Annotated in this window: 1 protein-coding gene; it reads left to right on the top strand. The window is 70.7% G+C overall.

The features are described from left to right. Nucleotides 1-237 (top strand): YbaB/EbfC family nucleoid-associated protein (locus SB717_RS39005; protein WP_410908633.1); only part of this gene is annotated, 237 nt, incomplete at its 5' end. Between the last annotated feature and the right edge of the window lie 5 nt (nucleotides 238-242).

Below are 242 nucleotides of genomic sequence, written 5' to 3'. Positions count from 1 at the left end.
GGCACCTCCGGCGGCGGACTGGTGACCATCACCGGAACCGGCACCGGTGAGGTGACCTCGGTGACGATCGATCCCAAGGTTGTCGACGCCGACGACGTGGAGACCCTGCAGGACCTCATCGTGGGCGCGCTCGCCGATCTGGCCGACAAGCGCGATGCGCTGACGCAGCAGAAGATGGGCCCGCTGGCCGGAGGCCTCGGCGGTCTCGGCGGCGGTTTCCCCGGCCTGGGCGGGTAACCACC

It is taken from the genome of Priestia sp. SIMBA_032 (genome assembly GCF_046535215.1).
GTDB classification, from domain to species: domain Bacteria; phylum Bacillota; class Bacilli; order Bacillales; family Bacillaceae_H; genus Priestia; species Priestia aryabhattai.
This window is presented reverse-complemented; position numbering and strand designations above follow the sequence as displayed.